Below are 16,512 nucleotides of genomic sequence, written 5' to 3' on the forward strand. Positions count from 1 at the left end.
GTCTGCTAATCTGCTAATGACGTTGCCACTGTGCGAGCGGGCTGGTTTGCAAAAGGCGAACGCCGCTTAGGAGCGGCGTTCGCCTTTTGTTGGCAGGTGCTGCTATTAGCAGACTTGCACTTTAGCAGACCAGCATCCTCCGACAAGCTCAGACTGACATCGTTTGTCACGCTGAGCGCAGCCGAAGCGTTATTTGAACATCAATTCCTTGACTTTCTCTTTGTCTTCCTTCTCTTTTTTGAGGTCGAACATGGTGCCGAACACGCGGTCCCAGATCGTAGTGCTCACGCCGTAGCCCTTGCCTTCATCCTTGTAGTGATGCAGGTGGTGGTTGCGCCACAGCGGCTTCATCCATTTGAACGGCGGGTTCCAGGCGTGGATGGCGTAGTGCATCGTGCCGTACATCAGGTAGCCGAGCATGAAGCCGGGGAAGAACACGAAAACACGGGCACCCATGATCGCGTACATCAGCCCGAAGATGGCCGAGGCCAGGATGAGGCTGGGTACCGGGGGCATGAAGAGACGCTCGCGGTCGCGGGGGTAGTGGTGGTGGTTGCCGTGCATCACGTACACGATGCGGCGCGCGCGGTTGCTTTCGGCCACGGCATGAAAGAGGAAGCGGTGCGCGAGGTATTCGAAGAAGGTCCAGAAGGCGCCACCGCCGATAAAGAGGAGGGCGATGCGGGTGAACTCAATGTTATACTCGTGGCCGGCATAGATCGGGAAGCCGATGACCACAGGGAGGTACATCGCCCAGATAACGAGCGGGTGCGTTTTGGTGAGCATCTCCAGCACCGGGTTACGGAAAAGCTGGGCCTGCCCTTTATTATGGATTTTTTCGAATTTCATTGCGAGACGGTGTTTCGGGGGCAAATTTACGGGTTTGCCGTAGCTTTTCCGGCTCCTTCCACAGGTCTCCTTTACGGCCCGCGCATCCGCCTATCTTTGGCGCACAATTTTCGCTTGCATGAAACTCGTTTCCTACCTCAAAGACGACCAGGACCAGCTGGCGCTGCTCGAAGACGGGCTCCTTTTTGACCTCGACGCGCTCCATCCCGAGCTGCCCGGCACCATGGGTATGTTCCTTCATTATTGGGACGAGCTGTTCCCCGTGGCCCAGGTCGGGCTTGAGCTGATCCGCGACGGCCGCTATCCCCGCAGCCGCGGCATAGACCCCGCTACCGTGCAGCTGCTGGCACCGGTGCCCTTTCCCTCGTCCTGCCGCGACGGCTATGCCTTTCGCCAGCACGTCGCCGCCGCCCGCCGCAACCGCAAGGTGGACATGATCCCGGAGTTTGACCAGTACCCGATCTTTTACATGACCAACCACCACGCCATCTACGGCCCCGGCCCGGTGCGCTGCATGCCCGACCACTTCGAAAAGCTCGACTTCGAGCTCGAGGCGGCCATCGTCATCTGCAAGAGCGGCCGCAACATCCGCGCGGAGGAAGCCGACCAGTACATCGGCGGCCTCATGATCATGAACGACCTCAGCGCGCGCCGTCTCCAGATGGAGGAAATGCTGCTGAACCTCGGGCCCGCCAAAGGCAAGGACTTCGCTACCACCATCGGCCCCTGGCTTGTTACCCCCGACGAGCTCGAGCAATACGAGATCCCGGCCAAGGAAGGCCACGTAGGCAAAGCCTGGAACCTCCGCATGACCTGCTCCGTTAATGGCAAGCAGGTAAGCGAGGGCAACCTGGGTGATATGGACTGGACCTTCGCCGAGCTGATCGAGCGCGCGTCCTACGGCGTCGACCTGCACCCCGGCGACATCATCGGCTCGGGCACCGTCGGCACCGGCTGCTTCCTGGAGCTGAACGGCACCGGCAAGCTCAACGATCCGAATTACCCCGAGCAGTGGCTCCAGCCCAACGACGAGGTCGTTCTCGAAATCGAAGCCCTCGGCCGCCTGGAGAATACGATGGTGCCGGAAGATGGAGATTGGAGCATTTTGAAATTGAAGAAAAATAAATAGTCTGCTGGTCTGCTAATGTGCTGGTCTGCTAATAGTGAACGCCACTCCAGAGGAGTGGCGTTCCTATCTCTTGCCAATATTAGCAGATTAGCAGACTAGCCCATTAGCAGATTAAATAACCTCTTTCTTCTGCACTTTCGCGGCGCCCTTGTTGCGCACTTTGCCGAGGAAGGAGTCTTTCACTTTGAGTTCTTTTTCGGCATTCACTTCGGCGCTGCCCACACCATCGTTGTTGATGTTGACGGTCTGCACCACGAAGTCGCCGGCGCGGATTGAACCGACCGCATCGTTGTTGAACACGGCGTTCTGGGCGCGGCCGCTGAGGGTTACGTTGCCCACTGCGTTGTTGTTGAGATGGATGCTGTTGGCCGTGAGCTTCAGGCTTACGTTGCCTACGGAGTTGTTTTTGATCGTTACATCCGTGAAGCTGAGCGACTCCTCGGAGCGCACGTTGCCCACCATGTTGAGGCTAAGGCTTTTCAGCGTGCGGAACGTAACGTATACAACGAGCTTGGTGCTTTTCTTCAGGCTGAAGTTGGTCTTCTTGCCCATATCGATCACGAGCTTCGAGCCTTCGTTGCGCACATGAAAGAGGGCCTGCAGGTTTTCGTCGGCTTCGATCTTCACCGACTCTTTATCACCCTGGCTAAGTTTGAGCTCATACACACCGCTGGCTTCCAGCGATTCGAAGGGCTGTACGGGTACGTTGGCGGTAACGATCTTGCCGTTGCCGCTGATGCTTTCTGTTTTGTCGTTGTCCTGGGCGAATACGGCGGGCGCGGCGAGGCCGAGAGCGGCGGCCAGAATAAGTGTTCTCATAATTCAAAAAAGATTTGAGGGTTAAACTAAATAACGAAGTCCTTCGTAATACGAATGTAGACTCCGTGTTGTTACACCGCTCCCGGATTTTCGGATGAACGGCCGTCAGGGCAGATGAGAGGAATGGGTTTCGTCAGCATCTTTGCCGCATGATCTTCGACCTCTCCGCGCTCAAGGCTTCCGAAAAGCAGTACTACCTGCAGCACCTCGTGGCCCCGCGTCCCATTGCCCTTGCCTCGACCATCGATGCGGAAGGCAACGTCAACCTGAGCCCGTTCTCCTTCTTCAATATTTTTTCGTCGCAGCCGCCGATCGTGATCTTTTCGCCGGCGCGGCGTGTGCGCGACAACACAGTGAAGCACAGCCTCGAGAATGTCTTTGCCGTGCCCGAGGTCGTGATCAATATGGTATCCTACGATATCGTGCAGCAGGCATCGCTCGCCAGCTGCGATTACCCTAAGGGCACCGACGAGTTTGTAAAGGCAGGCTTTACCAAGGAAGCCGCCACGCTGGTGCGCCCGCCGATGGTGAAGGAAAGCCCCGCGAAGCTGGAGTGCCGTGTGCTGGAGGTGAAGTCGCTGGGGGAAAGCGGCGGTGCCGGCCAGCTTGTTATCTGCGAGGTGCTGGTGGTTCATATCGACGACCACCTGCTGGATGCCGACAGGAAGGTAGATCAGTCGTCGCTGGACCTGGTGGCCCGTCTTGGCGGCGACTGGTACAGCCGCACGGGCGCTTCCTGCCTCTTCAAGGTGCCCAAGCCCAACGCGCAGCTCGGTATCGGCATCGACAGCCTGCCTTCGGCGGTTCGCGGCAGCCGCTACCTCACGGGCAATCACCTCGGGGCACTGGCCAACGTGCATGAGCCCCCCGTGCTCCGGGCTTCTTTCGATGATGCACATTTGAAGCAGATCGTTCAGTATTATTCGCTCAACCCGGCCGATATGGAGCGCGAGGTGCATACCTATGCCGCGAAGCTCCTCGATGAAGGGCGCGTGGACGATGCCTGGCAGGTGCTCTTGACTTTGGAGGAAAGTTAGCGTAACTTGGTAGTGGCCAAAAACGACGACTATGCGCTACCTGCTCTTCCTGCTGCTGGTAAGCAGCAACCTTTTCGGTCAGCAAGTTCCCGACAACGAGCCCGAGTCGCAGCAAGGCAGCCGCGACTGGTACCTCAAGCGCGGTAAAACGCAAAAGACGGTGGCCTGGATCATGGCCGGCGCAGGTGTACTGACCTCGGTGATCGGCGCGGCAAGCTCCGTCAGCGAGTTCGACCTTTCGGGGCGAGATAAGGACAGGCTTAGCGGCGGTGAGCTGGCGTTCTTTGCAGGTGCGGGGCTGGCCGTCGGCAGCATCCCGTTTTTTATTGCAGCCGGCCGCAACAGGCGCAAGGGTCTTTCGATGAGCGTGAAGAATGAAACGAGCGGCGTTCCCGGCCCGCGCCGGTCTTACGCCGCACTGAGCCTCCGGCTGTCATTATAGTCCTGGAGGCAGGGCGATCCGCAACGCATCGCGAATAAGCGGATTGCCACAGCACCCTGTTACCCCATCACCCGATTCGAAAACTTAGCTTCCGCGGTTGGCGCCCGTGGAGCGCACCTTCTTGGCGGGGCCTGCCGTTTTGGAATTAGGCTTGAGGAACTTGGAGCCGCCGGCCGCGCCGGGCTTGCCTTTGTTGCTGCCGCCTTGCTTGTCGTTGCCTTTCTTTCCGGAGTTCATTATAGACATGGCGTAGTGTTTTAATCGGCTAAATATAAGCCGCAGCGGGCACAACGCGCGGAAAAGCGGGCGGCGTCAGTGCCGGCGTCCGGGCCCACGGTTCACGCCTGACGATGTCCTACCTTTGCGCCACTTTTCCAATCATGAGTATACATCACCTTTCCGAGCAGGAGCTGATCCGCCGCGAGAAGCTCGCCGAGCTCCAGCGCCTCGGCATCGATCCTTATCCCGCGGCCCTTTACCCGGTAAGCCATTATTCGACGGCCATCAAGTCCAACTTTACCGATGAGGACAAGGACGACTTTGGCGAAGTGTGCCTCGCCGGCCGCATCATGAGCGTGCGCGACATGGGCAAGGCCGCCTTCGCCGAGCTGCAGGACAGCCATGGCCGCATCCAGATCTACGTGCGCCGCGACGACATCGCGACCGACGGCGATACGATGCTGTACGACACGGTTTGGAAGAAAATGATCGACCTGGGCGACATCGTCGGCATCAAGGGTTTTGTTTTCCGCACCAAGATGGGTGAGATCTCCGTGCACGTGCAGGAGCTGACCTTCCTGGCGAAATCGCTGAAGCCGCTGCCGGTGGTGCGCGAAGCCGAAGGCAAGGTATACGACGCCGTGACCGACCCCGAGTTCAAGTACCGCCAGCGCTACGCCGACCTCGTGATCAACCCCACGGTAAAAGAGACCTTCGTGAAGCGCACCCGCATGGTCAACGCGATCCGTGAGTTTCTCAACGACCACGGTGCCCTCGAGGTCGACACGCCGGTGCTGCAGGCCATTCCCGGCGGCGCTGCGGCACGTCCCTTTATCACGCACCACAATGCGCTCGACGTTCCTTTCTACCTCCGCATCGCCAACGAGCTGTACCTGAAGCGCCTCATCGTGGGCGGCTTTGACTGGGTATACGAGTTCAGCCGCAACTTCCGCAACGAGGGTATGGACCGGACGCACAACCCCGAGTTCACCATCCTTGAATGGTATACTGCCTACAAGGATTATTTCTGGATGATGAACGTGACCGAGCAACTGCTCGAGCGCACCTGCATCGCCGTCAATGGCTCCGACGAAAGCGTTATCGGCGACCGGACGATCTCCTTCAAGGCGCCCTTTAAGCGTGTGCCGATCTACGACGCCATCAGGGAGCATACGGGTTTCGACGTCAGCGACATGGATGAAGCCGGACTCCGCGAGGTATGCGCCAAGCTTGGCCTCGACGTGGCCCCCTCGATGGGCAAGGGCAAACTGATCGACACGATCTTCGGGGAGCGCTGCGAGCACCACTACATCCAGCCGACCTTTATCACCGACTACCCCGTGGAGATGAGCCCACTTACGAAGAAGCACCGGAGCAAGCCGGGTCTCGTGGAGCGCTTCGAGCTGATGATCAACGGAAAAGAGATCGCCAACGCCTACTCCGAGCTCAATGACCCGATCGACCAGCGCGAGCGCTTCGAAGACCAGGTAGCCCTGATGGAGCGCGGCGACGACGAAGCCATGTTCATCGACTACGACTTTCTCCGCGCCCTCGAGTACGGCATGCCGCCCACGGCCGGCATCGGCATCGGCATCGACCGCCTCTGCATGCTGCTGACGGGCAACGTATCGATCCAGGACGTGCTGCTGTTTCCGCAGATGCGCCCGGAGCGCCCCGAAAGCCTCGGCGAGGAAGAAGAAACGACCGAATAAAACACAGCTTTTTCGAACGGCCCGCGGGCCGTTTTTTTTGTGCCGGCGGCGGATGGCGGGGCTGCATTTTTTTGGCAGCCACTCCCCAAAGCGGTAATATTGACGGGGGAAGCCGTTTGTGGCGGCCTGCCCGCGCGCTCTCTATCTAAAACCATTCTAACATGCGATTGAGTCCTTTACTGAAGAAAACCGGTATGGTTGCTCTTCTGGCTTCAGCCCTGCAATTCCCCGCCGGGGCGCAGTCTATTTCCGAAGACTTCGACAACATTACCACGCTGACCGCCGCCGGCTGGTCGGTGAAAAACAACAGCAACCCGCTCGGAACCGGCAGCTGGTTCCAGGGTAATACCGCCAGCTTCACCGCCTTCAACGGGGCGGGCAACGCCTATATCGGCGTTAACTTCCAGAGCACGGATGCGAATGGTGTCGGCACCATCAGCAACTGGCTTATCGGCCCGAACCGCACGTTCCGCAACGGCGACGTGATCTCCTTCTACTCGCGCATTCCCTCCGGCACCGAATACCCCGATCGCATTGAGCTGCGCCTCAGCACCGCCGGCGCCAGCACCAACGTGGGCGCTACGGAAACCTCGGTAGGCGACTTCACGACGGTACTGCTGACGATCAACCCAAGCCTTGTTACCGGCGTTTACCCCAAGGTGTGGACGCAGTTCACGACCACGCTTTCCGGTCTGCCGGCAGCGGGCGTCAGCGGCCGCTTTGCCTTCCGCTACTTTGTAACCGACGGCGGCGGCAACGGCAACAACTCCAACTATGTAGGCATTGATGCCCTCCGTTATACCACCAGCACCTGCGCCCAGGTAACCCTCGGCACACCGGCCAGCACGGGCCTCTGCCCCGGCACCCCCACGCAGCTCACCGTAACCGGTACAGGCACCTCCTACCAGTGGAACCTGAACGGCAACCCGATCTCCGGCGCTACCGGTACCAGCTATGCGGCCACGCAGCCCGGCACCTATACGGTTACCGCCACCGGCGCGGGCGGCTGCCAGCAGCTCTCGTCCAACAACGTGGTGCTCACGACCCTGTCGCGCCCCGTGGCCGGTTTTGCTTTTGACTCCTATTGCCAGGGCAAGACGGTGACCTTCGCCAACCAAACGACCAGCACGGCCGGCAACAACGTTGCCTACACCTGGAGCTACGGTGTTCCGGGCAGCGCGGCCGGCACATCAGCCAACGGATCCTATACGTATGCCGACACCGGCGCCTACACCGTGAAGCTTGTAGCCAAGCCCGGTGGCTGCGCCGCGCTTGCCGACTCCGTTACCCGTACCATTACTGTTGAAGGCTATACCCCGGGCATGACCCTCGAGCCGGTGAACGTGAAGTTCAACGAGCCCACACAGATCACGGCCCGCGACCTTGGTGCCGGCGCCCTCTACATCTGGGATCCCCCGGTAATGATCTCTTCGGCTACCGTTCGCAACCCGATCATCACGGCCCAGCGCGAGCAGCGCTACACGATCACCATTACAAAGGCCTCGGGCTGCGTTACGGTGGATACGCTGCTGGTGCGCCTCTTCCGCGATTACGACATCTTTGTTCCCTCCGCCTTCTCGCCTGATGGCGATGGCGTGAACGACCGCCTCCGCCCGATGCTCGTGGGGCTGTCGACCCTCCGCAGCTTCCGTGTGTTCGACCGCATGGGCCGCGAGGTGTTCAGCAGCAGCACGATCAACCCGGGATGGGATGGCACCTACAAGGGCAAGCTGCTCCAGCCGGATATCTATATCTGGGTGGCCGACGGCTACGACCAGAAGGGCAACCCGATGAAACGCACCGGCCACGTGTCGCTGCTGCGCTAATGAAAATGAGTAAACCGAAAAGACCTCCAAGAAAACACGACATTATGAAAAAGCTTCTCGCAATATCTCTCTTCACTACGGCCGCTCTTGCCGCGAACGCGCAGGATGCGCAGCTGTCGCAGATTTTCAATGCGCCGCTGCTGCTGAACGCGGCGCAGACGGGCCTCATGGACAAGCAGTGGCGCATTGCCGGCGGCTACCGCAACACCTCCTTCTCGGGCGGTACCAATGCCTTCTCCACCGGCTACCTCTCCGCCGACACCCGCCTCAAGTTCAAGGGTGTCTCTGACAACGACCGCCTCGGCTTCGGTATTTTCGGCTACCTCGACCAAAGCTCCGGCGGTGCGCTTAAGACCAACTACTTCGGCGCCTCCCTGGCCTTCAACAAAGCCCTTAACCCCACGGGTGCCACCCGTCTGGGTGTGGGCGTGCAGGCCCTCTATGCCGCCCGCTCGCTGAACACCAACAAGCTCACCTTCGAAGACCAGTTCGGCTCCGGCGGCTTTTCCACCGTGCCCTCGCGCGATGCTGCCCGCGGCGGCACCGATCACCACCTGGACCTCAACGTAGGCCTGCAGCTTACCCACGATGCCGCCCGCTGGGGCGCAGCCGTGGGCGGAGCGCTGCGCCACGTGAACCGTCCCCAGGAATCGTTCTGGAACGCGGACTACCACCTGCCGATGGCCTACACGGTGCACGGCCAGGTTTATGGCCGCACCTCGGGCGGCGACAAGGTAACGGTGCAGGCGCTGTACAACTCCTTTGGCGAGCAGAGCTACCTGCAGGGCGGGCTGATCTTTTCGAAGAACATCCACCTGTCCACCACCGAGACGACACTGGACCTGGGGCTGCTGGGCCGCGACACGCGCACCATCATTCCCTACCTGGGCCTGAGCTACGGCCGCACGAAGGGAGCCATCACCTATGATGTCACGACCTCGCAGAGCAAGCAGGCCGGCCTTAACCGGCAAAGCCTGGAGATCATGCTCGCGCATAGTTTCTAAAGAGAAAGCCTCCTGATGGGAGGCTTTCTTTTTAGAACAGAAGAACAAGGAACAAGGAACAAGGAACAACAGAATAAGGATTGGAGAAGGGAGGTCTGAAGAGGCTTCCCTTTTTCGTTTTGTGTTGCGCAATTCCGATCCGAGTTCAAAATTCCTTGTTCCCTGTTCTTCGGTTCCTTGCGGAATCCGGGTAATTTCGGGCCACGTTATGAAAGTAGTCGGCTTCAGCTTTATCCGCAATGCAGTCACGTACCAGTACCCGATCGTCGAAGCGATCCGCTCCATCCTGCCCCTGTGCGACGAGGTGCTGGTGGCCGTCGGCCGCTCCGACGACGACACCCGTGCGCTGGTGACCGCCATCGACCCGAAAGTGCGCGTGCTCGATACGGTATGGGACGATTCGTTGAAACAGGGTGGCTTTGTGCTCGCCGACGAAACCAACAAGGCCTACCGTGCGCTTCCGGCCGACGCCGACTGGTGCGTGTACATCCAGGGCGACGAGGTGCTGCACGAAGATGGCTACGAGCCGCTCCGCAAAGCGATGCGGCAGTGGAAGGATGACAAGCGCGTGGACGGACTGCTGCTCAAGTATCGCCACTTCTTCGGCTCCTACGACTATATCGGCGCAGAGGGACACTGGTACCGCAACGAGATCCGCGTGGTACGCCGCCGCGACGACATCTACTCCTACCGCGACGCCCAGGGCTTCCGGAAGGGAAATAATGAAAAGCTTTCGGTGAAGCCTGTGGATGCCTACATCCATCACTATGGCTGGGTGCAGGACCCGCGCGTGATGATGGCCAAATTTCATGTCAAAGACATCATCAACCACGGCAAGGACGATACGCTCAAATCGGCCGACGAGGTAAAGAACACCGTGGTGCCGGAAGGCTACGCTTTCTCGCTGGTGCGCGCCCTGGCCAAGTATACGGGCACTCACCCTGCCGTCATGCGCGACCGCATCAACCGGATGGACTGGCATTTTGAGTGGGATATGTCGCGCAACCAGCTCAAGTCCAAAGACCACTTCAAGAACTTCATGGAAAAGTGGACCGGCTGGCGGCCGTTTGATTACCGCAACTACAAAGTAATCTAGGAGATGTCTGATCTCGGATATAGGATGTCTGATGTTGAATGTCTGATGTAAAAACGGATCGCGAAGCGATCCGTTTTCTATTCGTTACCTGTATTTTTTTAGATCCGAGATCCTACATCCGAGATCAGGCATCACTTCACAAAAAGGTCTTTCTGCAATTCATTCTCCGGGTTGATCGCATAGCGCGTAAAGTCGCTGATGCCCTCGGCGCGCAGCACGTCTTCGTCGATGAAGAAGTTGCCACTGCATTCCCTGGAGGGTTTTGAGAAGATGGCGAAGGCTGCGTCGGCTACGATCTCGGGGCTGCGGCTTCGTTGAACAAGCCAGTCGCCGCCCAAAAGATTTTGTACGGCTGCCGTAGCGATCGTTGTGCGGGGCCACAGCGCGTTGGCGGCAATGCCCGGAGTGCGCAGTTCTTCGGCGAGGCCCAGCACGATCATGCTCATGCCGTATTTGCTCAGCGAGTAGGCAAGGTGCGGCCCGAACCAGCGCGGATCGAGGTCGAGCGGCGGAGAGAGGTTGAGGATATGCGGGTTGTCGGCTTTGCGCAGGTGCGGGATGCAGGCCTTCGATACCAGCAGCGTGCCGCGTACGTTGATGCTGTGCATCAGGTCGAAGCGCTTCACCTCGAGCTGCTCGGTCGGCTGCAGGCTGATGGCGCTGGCGTTGTTCACGAGGATGTCGATCCCGCCAAAGCGGTCTGCTGTCTTTTGCACCGCCTCCGCGATCTGCTCTTCGTAGCGGATGTCGGTCTGCAGGGCCAGTGCGTGCCCACCTGCGGCTTCGATCTCGGCGGCCGCCGTATGGATGGTGCCATCGAGCTTCGGGTGTGCTTCGGCAGTCTTCGCAGCAATCGCAACATTGGCGCCTTCACGCGCCAGCCGCAGGGCAATGGCCTTGCCGATGCCGCGCGAACCGCCGGTGATGAAGACAGTCTTGTTTTTGAAATTCATAAGTTATAGAAAGGTAAAGAAGTTTCGGAACCGAAGCCTCGGAGTAGGAAGCGAATGACAAAAGAAGACGCTACGCCCCGATGAACAGGAACGTCATTGCGAGGTAGCGCAGCGGACGAAGCAATCGTATCTTCTGTGTGGGAGTAGCACGAACTTCGATGGGCGTAAGGCAGTGCCCACATAGATCATCCGTTTGCTTCGTTGCCAGTGCCGGCGGCACCGGCGCCTCGCAATGACGTTTCAGTTGAGGACTTAAAAATCCGGGAGCTTCGGCGCGGTGCCCATCGTTTCATCGATGCGTTGCAAGATCTCCGGTGTCAGCAGCGGCAGCACTTCGAGGGCTTTCAGGTTTTCGTCGAGCTGCTCGCGGCGCGTGGCGCCGAGGATGGCCGTGGTCACGTTCGGGTTTGTCAGTGTCCAGGCGATGGCGAGCGTGCTTTGTTTCACGCCGAGCTCCCGCGCAATGTCGCCGAGGCGTGCCACCTGCTTGAGCTTCTCGCCGGCGATCAGCTTGTCGCGCAGCCAGTCGAAGCCTTCGAGCGCGAGGCGGCTTCCTTCGGGAATGCCGGCGTTGTACTTTCCGGTAAGCAGGCCCGAGGCCAGCGGGCTCCAGATGGTGCTGCCCATGCCTACGGTGCGGAAGATGTCGCGGAATTCCTTTTCCATCTTCTCGCGCTCCAGCAGGTTGTATTGCGGCTGCTCCACCGAAGGCGCGATAAGGCGGTAGTCGGCGGCGACGCGGTGGGCTTCCATGATCTCCACTCCGCTCCACTCGGAGGTGCCCCAGTACAGGATCTTGCCTTGCTGGATGAGCGTGTTCATCGTGTGCACCACTTCCTCGATCGGAACGTTCTTGTCGGGGCGATGGCAGAAGTAGAGGTCGAGGTAATCGAGCTGCAGGCGCTGCAGCGCTTCATGACAGGCCTCGGTGAGGTGCTTGCGCGAGAGCCCCGACTGGTTGGGCTTGTTTTCCTTGCCGCGCCAGCCGAAGAAGGCCTTGGAAGAAACGGTGTACGACGTGCGGTCCCAGCGCTTGCCTTTGAGCACGCGGCCCATAAGGCGCTCGCTTTCGCCACCTGCATACACTTCGGCGTTATCAAAGAAATTGATGCCGGCATCGTAGGCTACACCCATCAGCTCGTCGGCGAGGCGGTCATCGACCTGCTTGTGAAACGTAACCCAGCTGCCGTACGAGAGCGCGCTCAGCTGCAGGCCGCTTCTTCCCATTCTGCGGTATTCCATGAATGAACGTTTTGCGTTTTATGTTTTGTGTTTTACGTTGCTACGTTTGCGTTGCAACGTTTTGCGCGGACAAATTAGGGAAATGCCAGACGGAGCGCTTAGCGCCTGGGCGGCGTAGACGTTTAAACCGAACAACGTAAAACCTAAAACGGAAAAGTTATTGCCCTAACACATTATTCCCCACGAGCACCGTACCCACGGGCTGCTTGATGAGGTACCAAGTCATGTCCTGTGCGGCCTCGAGGCCTTTGCCGCCGCGGATGTGCTTGTCGCGCTGCACGATATTGACCATCGAGTCGGTGTAGAACTTGCGGGCATTCTGGTCCCACCAGAGCTCCTGGGTTTTGAGCGTGTCGCCGTTGCGGTTGATGACGCGTACGGAGTCGCGGAGCAGCACCAGCGCGCGGTTCTCGATGTAGCGGGCATAGCGGGCATCGACAAAGCTCTCGATCTTGCTGAGCGAATCGTAGAAGTCGACGTGCATCGTCTTCGGAAACTCGATAACGACGGAGTCGCCGAGGTGGCGGAGCATCAGCGGCGCCTGCAGGATGGCCTTGAGCCGGCCGCCCTGGCTGAAGAGGCTGCGCACTCCCTTCGCTTCCTCCACCTGCTCCACTTTACCGTTGAAGCGGTTGATCTCGCTTTCGCTGTTTTCGCAGGAAGCCAAGAGGCAAGCGGAGAGTGCCAGGAGGAGTATTGGGCGGAGGGGCAAGTTTGTAGTTTGTAGTTTGTGGTTTGTAGTTGCTTCGCCCGCCAGGGACGCCGGCGAATTCAAGTCGTTCATCGGAGGTAAAGTTCGGGGAAAGGTGGTTGCCAGTTTCCTAACGTCCTTTAAATTTTGGTCCCTTTATCGTGCTGTTGTTCAGGTAGTCGATCCAAGAAGTGAGCATCCGGATAATTTCATTGCTGTCGGCGTAAAGCTCATTAAACTTTGTTTGATCGATATAGCCCACGTCATAGGCTCGGTAAAGCTGCGACTTCAGTTCTTCCGCTTCGCCTTTTGAATAACTGTACGAGTTGATTGCTTCGAACTGGCTGCCGCGCCCAAATCCCTCGGCGATGTTGTCCATTACGGCACCTGCACTCCCGCGCATCTGGTCTTTGAGACGAAAGTCCTTGGCGATTGGAGGTTCGAAAGTAAGCTGATAAACCTTTTTGGCAAGTAAGCGGGCTTTTTGCCAGACAATAATGTCCTCCAGTTTTTCAATTGTAGGCATAAAAACGAATTTTCAGGGATGCGTCGTTTTTACGAAGAGGCCTAACTGCAAACTTAAAACTACAAACTACAAACTAATAAAAAGCGCCCCGAAGGGCGCTTTTCCATTTAATCATATTTCCGCTTCACAAACCAGTTATCCGAAAGCGTCAGGCCGATGGAGATCCGGAAGACGTTTTCCTTGAGCGCGTTGTTGTTGTTGCCGCGGTTCTGGTATTCGAAGCCGAGGTTGAGCATCGACTGCTGATTGAGGTATTGCGGGTTGCGGTGGCCCAGCGGGATGCCGAGGCCGGCCGATACCAGCCAGTAGGGCAGGGTGCCGCTGGCGTTGATATAGTCTTTGCCCACGGCGAAGCCGCCGCGGTAGGCATTGCGCTGGAAGAAGCCAAGGCCGCGGGTTTGCGGGATGATCTGGCCGCCGGCGCGGATGATCATGCTGTTGCTTACCGCGTCGCTGGCACCGAAGAAGCGGTATTGGCTCCACTGCGTGATTACGGCGTCGGCACCTGCCGTCCAGTAGCCACCGGCAGCGGTGTTGCCACCGGCGAGGAAGCCTGCGGTGTAGGAAGCCGGGTACACGACCGTACCCTTGCTGTTCGATTTGCTGTAAACCGTGTCGGTGAGGGCCGTGCCCGGGTCGATGGTGAAAATGCCGACGGTTACGGTCTGCGTGCCGTTGAGGGGCTGGCGCAGGTTGCCGCTTACGCCGAGACGGAGGAACTGGTTGAGCGGCATTTTGCCACGCGCCACGCGCGCGCTGTCGCTCGCTTTGCTAAGGCGGATCTCGTACTGGGCGCCGAGGTTGAAGTAGATCTTGCCGAAGGAGCTGTTGGTGCGGTAAAGCGCCTGGTAGAAGGCCACGCTGTCGTTGTTGAAGTAACGCTCGGTGTTGCTTTCGCGGTTGCCAAAGAGGTAGCCGACGTTGGCGCCGATGCTGAACGATCCGAAGGCTACGCCGGTGCCGATGCTGGGCAGGTAGGCGCCGCCATTACCGTTGAATTCGGTGTAGAGCGAGTCGCCGCTGGGCAGCAGCTCGCCGCGCTGGATCTGGTAGCCCACGCGGTTTACCGGGCGGATGCCAAACACGAGGCCCCAGTTGCGGCGCAGGGGAATGCCCACCTGGATATAGGAGAAGTTGACGTCCGACGAGGTGAACTTGTCGGCGCGTCCGGGCTCGCGGAGCGTTTTCTCGTCGATGTTGACACCAACGTCGAACAGCACGCGGCCGTAGCTGAGACGCTTGGCGTTGCGCACCTGCGGTACACCCAGGAGGCGGGAGTACGAAGCGGGGTTGTTGAAGTTGATGTGCGTGAAATCGGCGTCGCCTGCCGAGATGCCGCCCATTGCCCGGTTGATGATATGGGTGGTCGGGACGATGTCGCCAAGGCCATAACGCGAGTAGGGCGAGTTGCCCTGTGCCCCGGCAACGGAAGCGGAAAGCGCCAGGGTGGAAACACCCAGGAGTCGGGTCATCGATCGTTTAGAAAGCAGTGTTGACGCGGGAAATCGCATATAAGCCTTTAAAGATTAGTTCGGAGTCTGCAAATATCTTGTTTTTCAAATGAGGGGCAACCGCACCCCCGTCACCCCCGGTTAAAAGGGCGTTAAAGTTCCCGAAGCGCTCGCGGTACCGGTCGATGATGCCGTCGATCTCGCAGGCCATCCCCAGCACCACGCCGCTTTGCAGGTTGCTCGCGGTATCGTAGCCGATTAGGGGCACGTTCCATTCGCCCTGCACCAGCGGCAGCTTCGCCGTGTATTCGTGCATCGCGCGGAAGCGCATTTCCATACCCGGGGAGATGGAGCCTCCTATGAGCTGGTGCGCGGTGTTGATGAAATTGTAAGTGATGCAGGTGCCCAGCGTAATAGCCAGGTTGTTGCGCCGCGGGAAGTAATACACCGCAGCGGCGGCAAGGGCCAGCCGGTCGGCACCGACGGTCTCGGGCTTGCCTACCGGGATCGTGAACTCGAGCTTCGATTCGTTCGACAGCTTGTGAAACGAGGTGCGGGCCGAGAGCAGCGCCTCGATCGCGGGGTCGTGGTGCACCACCGACGAAAGGATGCTCCTCCGCGGGCGCCACTGCTCAATGAGCTCAGCGAGGTGCTGTGCCGCATCGGCACGCAGGAAGATCACCTCGTGCAGCCGGTCGCCGGTAAAGACAGCCACCTTGAGCCGGGTATTGCCGAAATCAAGGCAAAAGCTGACTTCAGAAAAGTCTTTCTCGTTCGCAGTCATGGTAGTAGCAGGATCAAACCGGGGCAAGATAAGGCCTTCGGAATTGCCGTGCCCGCCCGAATTGCCGGCTAGGAGCCGCCTTTATGCGTCAGCGGGCCGCTGAAGCCGCCCAGGTTCTTGAAATGCCCGTTCAGCTTGATCTTTTCCTTCAGCTTTTCCATCTCGGAGAGGAGCGGGAGCACCTTGCTTACATGCTGCTTGAGGAATTCGAGGCGCTGCCGCTCGTCGAGGAAGTTGAGGAGGCGGTATTCCTCCTCCAGCGACAGCCCCACATGGTGGGCGAGGTCGTAGCTGCGGAGCGCCGCGTCGTCTTTCCTGAAGTCTTTGGTCACCTTGAGGGCCCGGTGGAGCTCCCGCACGGCAGCCACGAGCAGGCGGATCACCTCCGGTTTGGCGTCCTCGAAGGTCGTGGGGTAGTTAACGATGGCGCCGCTGTACAGCTTGTCGGGCACCTCCTCAATTACTTCGAGAATGCGGAACACCTTCTCGCCGCGGGTCTTGATGTCGAGCTCGCCGCCTTCGTACACCTTGCTCACTTCGGTGATCTGCACCAGCGTGCCGAAGTCCTGCAGCTCGTTATTGATCACGGTGGGTATGCCAAAAAAGCGGCCACTGCTCTGGCACTCGGCGATGAGCTGCTTGTAGCGCGGCTCGAAGATGTGGAGGTTGAGCTGCTCGCCGGGGTACACCACGATACTCAGGGGGAAGATCGGGATGAAATTCGTCATACGG

Annotated in this window: 17 protein-coding genes; 7 read left to right on the forward strand and 10 right to left on the reverse strand. The window is 59.1% G+C overall.

Translation table 11 applies throughout. The annotated features are described in order from the left end of the window. Positions 1–189: 189 nt before the first annotated feature. Positions 190–849, reverse strand: coding sequence for a sterol desaturase family protein (locus ACYU7Z_RS12870; protein WP_460571062.1), 660 nt, complete (start codon positions 847–849; stop codon positions 190–192). 118 nt (positions 850–967) lie between these two features. Here ACYU7Z_RS12870 and ACYU7Z_RS12875 point away from each other — a divergent pair, with 118 nt between their 5' ends. Further along, positions 968–1,978, forward strand: coding sequence for a fumarylacetoacetate hydrolase family protein (locus ACYU7Z_RS12875; protein ID WP_460571064.1), 1,011 nt, complete (start codon positions 968–970; stop codon positions 1,976–1,978). 111 nt (positions 1,979–2,089) lie between these two features. Here ACYU7Z_RS12875 and ACYU7Z_RS12880 read toward each other — a convergent pair whose 3' ends face one another. After that, complete coding sequence (locus ACYU7Z_RS12880; RefSeq protein ID WP_460571066.1) at positions 2,090–2,797, reverse strand: head GIN domain-containing protein; 708 nt, start codon at positions 2,795–2,797, stop codon at positions 2,090–2,092. Positions 2,798–2,946: 149 nt separating this feature from the next. On the opposite strand from ACYU7Z_RS12880, the gene ACYU7Z_RS12885 reads away from it, so the two are divergent. Then, a complete protein-coding gene (locus ACYU7Z_RS12885; protein ID WP_460571068.1) occupies positions 2,947–3,834 on the forward strand; it encodes a flavin reductase family protein in 888 nt (295 codons plus the stop codon). A 31-nt stretch (positions 3,835–3,865) separates the two neighbouring features. Next, positions 3,866–4,276 (forward strand): hypothetical protein, encoded by a 411-nt coding sequence (locus ACYU7Z_RS12890; RefSeq protein WP_460571070.1) that lies wholly within the window; start codon positions 3,866–3,868, stop codon positions 4,274–4,276. 84 nt (positions 4,277–4,360) lie between these two features. Here ACYU7Z_RS12890 and ACYU7Z_RS12895 read toward each other — a convergent pair whose 3' ends face one another. Next, positions 4,361–4,522 carry a hypothetical protein gene (locus ACYU7Z_RS12895; protein WP_460571072.1) on the reverse strand — a complete coding sequence of 54 codons (162 nt, stop codon included), beginning with the start codon at positions 4,520–4,522 and terminating at the stop codon, positions 4,361–4,363. 134 nt (positions 4,523–4,656) lie between these two features. Between ACYU7Z_RS12895 and lysS the strand changes: the two genes are divergently transcribed. The 4 genes from lysS to ACYU7Z_RS12915 all read left to right on the forward strand — a co-directional run bounded on the left by lysS (position 4,657) and on the right by ACYU7Z_RS12915 (position 10,133). Beyond that, positions 4,657–6,207, forward strand: a complete 1,551-nt coding sequence (lysS, locus tag ACYU7Z_RS12900; protein WP_460571074.1) for a lysine--tRNA ligase — start codon at positions 4,657–4,659, stop codon at positions 6,205–6,207. 194 nt (positions 6,208–6,401) lie between these two features. Beyond that, entirely contained in the window at positions 6,402–8,033 is a 1,632-nt protein-coding gene (locus tag ACYU7Z_RS12905; RefSeq protein ID WP_460571075.1) for a choice-of-anchor J domain-containing protein, read from the forward strand. 44 nt (positions 8,034–8,077) lie between these two features. After that, positions 8,078–9,037, forward strand: a complete 960-nt coding sequence (locus ACYU7Z_RS12910) for a PorP/SprF family type IX secretion system membrane protein (protein ID WP_460571076.1) — start codon at positions 8,078–8,080, stop codon at positions 9,035–9,037. Positions 9,038–9,245: 208 nt separating this feature from the next. Next, complete coding sequence (locus tag ACYU7Z_RS12915) at positions 9,246–10,133, forward strand: glycosyltransferase family protein (protein ID WP_460571077.1); 888 nt, start codon at positions 9,246–9,248, stop codon at positions 10,131–10,133. 131 nt (positions 10,134–10,264) lie between these two features. On the opposite strand, the gene ACYU7Z_RS12920 is transcribed toward ACYU7Z_RS12915, so the two are convergent. The 7 genes from ACYU7Z_RS12920 to ACYU7Z_RS12950 form a co-directional block, all read right to left on the reverse strand. Next, positions 10,265–11,086 carry an SDR family oxidoreductase gene (locus tag ACYU7Z_RS12920; RefSeq protein WP_460571078.1) on the reverse strand — a complete coding sequence of 274 codons (822 nt, stop codon included), beginning with the start codon at positions 11,084–11,086 and terminating at the stop codon, positions 10,265–10,267. 252 nt (positions 11,087–11,338) lie between these two features. Then, positions 11,339–12,328 carry a potassium channel beta subunit family protein gene (locus ACYU7Z_RS12925; RefSeq protein WP_460571079.1) on the reverse strand — a complete coding sequence of 330 codons (990 nt, stop codon included), beginning with the start codon at positions 12,326–12,328 and terminating at the stop codon, positions 11,339–11,341. A 157-nt stretch (positions 12,329–12,485) separates the two neighbouring features. Then, positions 12,486–13,040, reverse strand: coding sequence for an LPS export ABC transporter periplasmic protein LptC (gene lptC / locus ACYU7Z_RS12930; protein WP_460571081.1), 555 nt, complete (start codon positions 13,038–13,040; stop codon positions 12,486–12,488). Positions 13,041–13,149: 109 nt separating this feature from the next. Then, entirely contained in the window at positions 13,150–13,545 is a 396-nt protein-coding gene (locus tag ACYU7Z_RS12935; RefSeq protein WP_460571083.1) for a four helix bundle protein, read from the reverse strand. Between the two features lie 107 nt (positions 13,546–13,652). Further along, positions 13,653–15,017 (reverse strand): hypothetical protein, encoded by a 1,365-nt coding sequence (locus tag ACYU7Z_RS12940; RefSeq protein WP_460571085.1) that lies wholly within the window; start codon positions 15,015–15,017, stop codon positions 13,653–13,655. 7 nt (positions 15,018–15,024) lie between these two features. Next, complete coding sequence (locus ACYU7Z_RS12945) at positions 15,025–15,780, reverse strand: type III pantothenate kinase (protein ID WP_460571087.1); 756 nt, start codon at positions 15,778–15,780, stop codon at positions 15,025–15,027. Between the two features lie 68 nt (positions 15,781–15,848). Then, positions 15,849–16,508 (reverse strand): LON peptidase substrate-binding domain-containing protein, encoded by a 660-nt coding sequence (locus tag ACYU7Z_RS12950; RefSeq protein ID WP_460571089.1) that lies wholly within the window; start codon positions 16,506–16,508, stop codon positions 15,849–15,851. Positions 16,509–16,512 lie beyond the last annotated feature (4 nt).

This window comes from Flaviaestuariibacter terrae (genome assembly GCF_054777635.1).